The 6,396-nt window shown below is 44.1% G+C and carries 3 protein-coding genes; 2 read left to right on the top strand and 1 reads right to left on the bottom strand.

Annotation, left to right across the window (positions count from 1 at the left end; translation table 11 throughout):
- Nucleotides 1-75: 75 nt before the first annotated feature.
- A complete protein-coding gene (locus DEU30_RS08750; protein ID WP_114982021.1) occupies nt 76-933 on the bottom strand; it encodes an HDOD domain-containing protein in 858 nt (285 codons plus the stop codon).
- Nucleotides 934-1,018: 85 nt separating this feature from the next.
- On the opposite strand from DEU30_RS08750, the gene DEU30_RS08755 reads away from it, so the two are divergent.
- Complete coding sequence (locus tag DEU30_RS08755; protein ID WP_114982022.1) at nt 1,019-2,746, top strand: autotransporter assembly complex family protein; 1,728 nt, start codon at nt 1,019-1,021, stop codon at nt 2,744-2,746.
- The gene (locus DEU30_RS08760) at nt 2,743-6,123 is read left to right on the top strand and encodes a translocation/assembly module TamB domain-containing protein (protein ID WP_114982023.1); all 3,381 of its coding nucleotides are present in this window, start codon (nt 2,743-2,745) and stop codon (nt 6,121-6,123) included. The genes DEU30_RS08755 and DEU30_RS08760 overlap by 4 nt, the downstream gene beginning before the upstream one ends.
- The last annotated feature ends 273 nt before the right edge of the window (nt 6,124-6,396 follow it).

Here is a 6,396-nt window from a genome sequence, read left to right on the forward strand (position 1 = left end):
TACCGACACCCAGTATTCAGACAAGCGATATTTACGGCTTAACCTACTGTTTGCAGATAAATTAAACAATTATGGCTAGGCTTCTGTATCAAAAAGCTCCTCATGAACAATCTGCAGCATCTCATCTACCTTAAACTCATCAATTTGAAAATGCTCAAGTACGCCATCCTGAACATACTGCCATTCTTCTTCTCCGGCCAAACTGCGGGTTCTCAAATCAATTGCGTATCGCGATATCTTTAGTATTCCCAATAAGTCGAGGGTTAAATTGTCAAGTTCGCTGGAGTGATTGAAAATTGAACTGTCTTCAAACAAATAATAAATGACTTCAACTACAATTTTCGGCAACTTCCATTGTTGTGCCAACAGCGCACCGATAGTGGTATGGGTGGTTTGGAAGAGCTCCAGCTCTTTGGCCTGAACTTGCTGCCACGGCGTGCTTTCTGCAGCATTGAGTAAGTCAGCATAATCATCGAACTCAGCCAACATAACCGGTATTCCTGAGCTTTGAAAAAGACCCAGCATATAAGCATGATCTCTCAATTCAGGTCGTCCGATGGCTTCAGCGATCATCACACAGGCCCCGGCAACCCACTCGTTATAACGCCAGAACTCGCTGAGATCATAGTCAGATGTCAAAGCCGACTTAAGAGCAACCGCCCTTACAATCGGAAAAACCCGGCGAAAGCCAAGCGTCATGACGGCCTGCTGAATTGAATCGACCTCTCTTGCTCTGCGGTAAGCGGCAGAATTAACAACCTGTAAAACAGCGGCGGCTATACTCATATCAGCCGAAATAGATTCAGCGATAACGGTGACATCAGGTTCACTTTTTTTGGCTTCACGACTCACAGTTAGCAAAGTTTCGGGGCGCGGTGGAATACTTACTCTTTGTAACAATCGTTTTTCTGCCGTCGTAATTTCTATCGCCATAGAGTCTCCGGGTTGAACCAATGATTTACATGAAATCTTAAAGCATGCGATTATGTCTTAACTTTTTGTCTGGTATAACACTTCAATGCGTTACTTTCGATTTATTCTTTTTAGTTTTAGTATACTTTTCAACGGGCTGGCTCTTGCTTCAGTTGAAGTTGCGGTCTCCGGTGTTGAGGGAGACGAGTACGCCAATGTTATGGCGCTATTACAAATAGCCCGTCTGGATAAAGACAAAAGTTACGCCGACTATAGAGTCCGGTATCTACATAGACAAGCACCTGACGACATTAAAAAAGCACTCCGCCCATATGGATATTATCAGGTTGAAGTGAATGCTCAACTAGAAACCATTGAGGGAGGTTGGTCAGCTGCCTACCAAATTGAGCTGAATGACCCGGTAAAAATTGCTAAAAACATGTGGGAAATTCGGGGCGACGCGGCTGAAGACGAGGCGTTCGAGAACATAATAGAGAATAATAGCCTCAAAGAAAAACAACGTTTTATTCATAGTACTTACGAACAAGTTAAGTCCAGGTTATTGTCATTAGCGAGTCAGCGCGGCTATCACGATGCTCGCTTTATAAAACACAATGTCGAAATTGATGTTGCAGAAAACACCGCTGATATAGAAGTGATTTTTGATTCCGGGAAACGCTACGAGTACGGGCAGGTCACATTCGAACAGGATATACTCGACGACGAACTGCTCCATCGCTTTGTTCCTTTTGAACACGGCGAAGGCTACAACACACAGGAACTCAGTCAATTACAAGTAGCATTAGGTGACAGCGGATATTTCTCTCAAGTTCAGGTCAGTCCGGACTGGGGAAATGCCGAAGAGCACACAGTACCTATCTCTGTCAGCTCCGAGCCTAACTTCAGAAACCAGTATCAATACGGTGTTGGTTACGGAACCGATACCGGAGCTCGTATTAGTGCCAGCCTCAACCGCCGTTGGGTCAATACGCAGGGACACCAACTCAGGGGGATGACACAGTTATCAGAAGTAGAAAGCCGCGTTGGTGCAAACTACATCATTCCGGGTCAAAACCCTCAGTCAGATTATTACCAGATTCGAGCCGAGGCCTCTGATAAAGATAACGAAGGACAAACTAACCGACTATATCGCTTTGGCGCATCCAGCGTTGTTGCAATGGGTAAATGGCAACGCGAGTACGGGTTAAACTGGCAACGCGATGACTTCGAAATTGGCGAAAGTTCGGGAACCAGTCAGTTTTTAATTCCGCAAGCCAGTTGGAACTATGTGACAGCCGATGGAAGGTTAAATATCGACAAAGGCTTTCGTTTTGATGTAACACTAAAAGCAGCAAGTGAAGCAGTTTTGTCTGATGCCGATTTAGCCAGCGTGGAACTTGGCTTTAAAGCCGTTGTCCCTGTTACAGACAATATACGTTTTCTTGCCAGAGCCGAAGCCGGCGCTACCTATATAGATGATTTTAATCAGTTGCCTCCTTCGCTACGTTTTTTCGCTGGCGGGGACAACAGCGTGCGCGGCTACGCTTATGAGCAATTAGGACCAGAAGACGATACAGGAACCATTTTAGGTGGCCGTTATTTGGCTGTTGCCAGCGCAGAAATTGATTATCGCTTTAAGGAAAATTGGCGTGTCGCTTTATTCACGGATATTGGTAATGCCATGATTGAACCTAATGAAAAGCTGAAACAAAGTGTTGGATTCGGAATTCGCTGGATTTCTCCTATTGGTTCGGTTCGTCTGGATTTGGCTCAGGCAATAGATGAGCCAGATAAGCCCTGGCGCCTACACTTTACCTTAGGCCCCGATTTATGAGCATTTATCGTTGGTTGGCCATTACAGTTCTTGTTCTGGTTGTTTTAGTCCCACTAATGGCTATCAGCCTGGTTGGCAGTGAAACTGGCAGCCGCTGGATACTAACTCAGGGACAAAAATATCTATCGGTAGACATCCAGTACAAAGCATTTAATGGAACTCTGCTGAATGAGTTTGAGTTTGAAGATTTTCGTTTTGAAAGCGAAACGTTTTCCTATACACCAAACAAGCTAATCATAAACTGGGATCCGCTAGCTTTGTTGTCCGGTGTTATTCGAATAGATAACATAGAAAGCCTTGGTGGCGAGATCCGTCTTCGTGCAGCTCAGAATTCGAGTCAAAACGCGGATTCTGAAGCTTCTGTTGAAGACATTCAAATTGAGCTGCCTTTAGATGTCAACTTGCGTAACTTGCTGGTTAAGGAAAGCCGTTTTTTTATTTTAGAAACTCCTTCTCAGGAACTAACGATTGAAGCATCAGCCAGAGCTAACGCTGATGGCCAGCTTAATATCAGACAGTTTCGTCTGGAGCACCAATACCTAACCACCGAGATTTCCGGAAAAACTAAATTATCTTATCCTTTTAAAAGTGAGCTCGAAAATAACACCCATTTTCACTCACCAGACTTCCCTTCGCTTAAAGTAAAAACGGAGATAGCTGGCGACATTCGATCTCTGACGACAAATAGTGAACTATCCGAAGGACTTGTCGGTGAAGTTACCGCTAAAATCGATAACCCGCTGAACGAGCTTACCTGGCAGTTTGACAGCAATTGGCAGCAGAATAACCTGAGCCTGTGGTTGGCAAGTGTCGGAGCTGACCAGGTTGAATTGAGTTTTGCCGGAGATATACGTGGAGAGGGTGGAGTAACACAAGCCAGTATCGAGCCCGACATAGCTGTCACAGTTAATCAACAGACAATGGATATCGATGGCTCCGTTAGCTATCAAGACAACATAATAAACTTCGCACCACTCAATGTGCACTCTAGAGGCGATATCCAGGGACAGCTAACCTTGCAGGGAAATGTTTCATCACTATCGACTACTCCGGTAATTGATGCTTCTGTAAGTTGGGAAAAAATAACCTACGAACCGAACGGTATCAGCAGCCACGAAGGCCGGTTACAGGCCAAAGGCGAACTCGATGAGCTTGCAATTAATTTAAGTAACGAACTGTCTGGCGTACTTGAAGAAGACTTACAGCTTGTTACTGAAGCTAAACTTAAGTCTGACAGCCTAAATATCTTAAGCCTGAAACTTACTCATAATGATGAAACTGTCAGTGGCAAGGCTGCTATCAATTGGAAAGACAATTTATCTTTAACTACGGATATTTCGGGTGAATATCAACAGCGGACGGTCAATGCAGAAGCGAAATTGCGTTTGTCAGAGCCCTACTTATTTGTTGACCAGTTTAATGCCAGCTGGGGAGCGCAGTCACTTATCGCTGAAGGGGCGCTTAGCCCTGGCAAAAAGCTCACCTGGCAAGTAACGTCTAAAGATTTAAGCGAGCTTTCTGACGTTAAAGGAGAGGTTGTAGCTACCGGTGATATTAGTGGGCAACTAAACCAACCAGAGTTTAAAATAGGTTTTAATAAATTTAACCTGAAGCACCCTGACTACAATACTGTTAGTTTAAATCAACCTATCACGGTCGTTTTTAACTATGAGGACATCACGTTCAATACAACGCCAGTTTGTCTAAATTACAAAGGGATAGATAATCCCTTCTGCCTTAAGTTAGAACAGCAGGACAAGTTAATAAGTTTCGATGCAGATGCCAGTGAGATTCCGCTGGATTTACTGCAAGCTCTTGTATTACCCGACGTCGCTTACAAGCTAACTGGAGAGGTATCGGCTGAGGTTGTCGGTACATTCGATTATGAAAATATGACGTTAAGGAAGCTTGACGGCGCTATTAACGCGGATAACAGTCAAGTACTGGCTGGTGAAGAAAAAGTTATTTTAAATCAGCTTAACTTAACCGCTAAAAACCGCGACGACGAGGGCATTGATATTGGAATGACAGCGATAGCTGACGAACTCGATTTTAACCTGTCAGGGCAGCTTACTATCGAAAAAGTAGCTCCCGACAGTCCTCTTTCCGGAAAGGTTTCATTAAATTCTAAAAGTTTAGAGTTACTGAATTTATTTGCACCGCAAGTGGATATCGGCAATGGGAGTACTAGCGCAGAACTCAATATTGCAGGTGATTTAAATGATCCAACTGCTTCAGGAAAAGTTAACCTTAATGCAGACAGAATCATTGTATTAGCCAGTGGTACATTAATTACTGAGCTCAATGCAAAACTAACGGCAGACGCAAATGTTGGCGAATTTACGGTTAATGCAGACGGCAAAATAGGTGATGGTGATGTCGCTATTGAGGGGGAGCTCAATGCATTTAAACGAACCGGAAACCTCGTTATAAAGGGTAAAGATCTATTGATTTTAGATACCCCGGATCTTCTCCTTGTTGCATCACCTGATATCTCCCTAAAGCTTGAGAAAGATCTTGTATTCGTCAGAGGGGATTTACATCTACCTAAAGCTCGAATAACACCAGTGAATTTAGATCAAGCTGTCACTGAGTCAGCTGATGTTACTTTGAAAAATGAGTCTAAAGATCCTCCTTTGTTTTCTACTAATACAGATATAACAGTGAGTCTAGGAGAACAAGTTCGCGTCGAAGCTCTAGGTTTTTCAGGTAACTTAAAAGGGAAACTCCAAATTACACAGCAACCCGATTCCGTTGCACGAGGTAACGGCAGTATTGGGGTCGTATCCGGTAATTACGAGATTTACGGACAAAAATTAGCTATTGAACGCGGTGATTTGCTTTTCAATGGGGGGCCTTTAGATACTCCATCCCTAAATCTTAGAGTTACCCGTAATATTGAAAAAACCGGTATCGACGAGCGGCCGCCTGAGACGATAGGAGCCAGAGTTACCGGTACTATAAACCGACCTGAATTAAGCCTTTTTTCAACACCGCCTCTTCCGGACAGTACTATCCTCTCGTACCTGTTATTCGGAAAGCCGCCGGGTAGCCAGGGAGATGCGAATAATCTCGAACTACAGGCTGCACTATTAGTTGGTGGCCGTAGCGCCAAGTTTCTAACTGAAGGCATAAAAGACACTTTTGATTTAGATGAAGTGGCTTTGGATTCTGAAACCAGTGATGTCAATGATACCTCTTTGTATATAGGTAAATACCTCTCTCCTCGTCTGTACGTTAAGTATGGAATTGGCTTACTAGAACCAACCTCTACTTTCATACTGCGCTACACACTGTCTGAAAGACTACTTTTTGAATCCACCTCAACCACTGAAGGTCAAGGTGGCGATTTAATATATACCATCGAAACTAAGTAACTCACCTCGCTTTATCACCAAAGGTTGTTTTGTAGTAGCCTGATGCTCTTGCATCAGGTGGGGAGGTTGGGGGTTAAACCCGGGGTATATTATGAGAGCGGATCTTGGCCGACACGCGTCACTGCAGCTATAAACTGAGCAGGGAGACTAAGGTACGGGGAGAAGCTAAGATATCTCACCTGACGTGAACGTCATATATGGTCCCCTCCCGTTTTGCAACGGCAACTCGTGGTAAATGTCGGGGCGCTCGCATATATACGGCCTGTTTATGGT

It is taken from the genome of Idiomarina sp. 017G (assembly GCF_004362265.1).
Lineage (GTDB): Bacteria > Pseudomonadota > Gammaproteobacteria > Enterobacterales > Alteromonadaceae > Idiomarina > Idiomarina loihiensis.

Excerpts from the sequence above, each read along its gene's own strand:
- DEU30_RS08750 (WP_114982021.1), bottom strand. The coding sequence starts at position 933 with ATGGCGATAGAAATTACGACGGCAGAAAAACGATTGTTACAAAGAGTA.
- DEU30_RS08755 (WP_114982022.1), top strand. The coding sequence starts at position 1,019 with ATGCGTTACTTTCGATTTATTCTTTTTAGTTTTAGTATACTTTTCAAC.
- DEU30_RS08760 (WP_114982023.1), top strand. The coding sequence starts at position 2,743 with ATGAGCATTTATCGTTGGTTGGCCATTACAGTTCTTGTTCTGGTTGTT.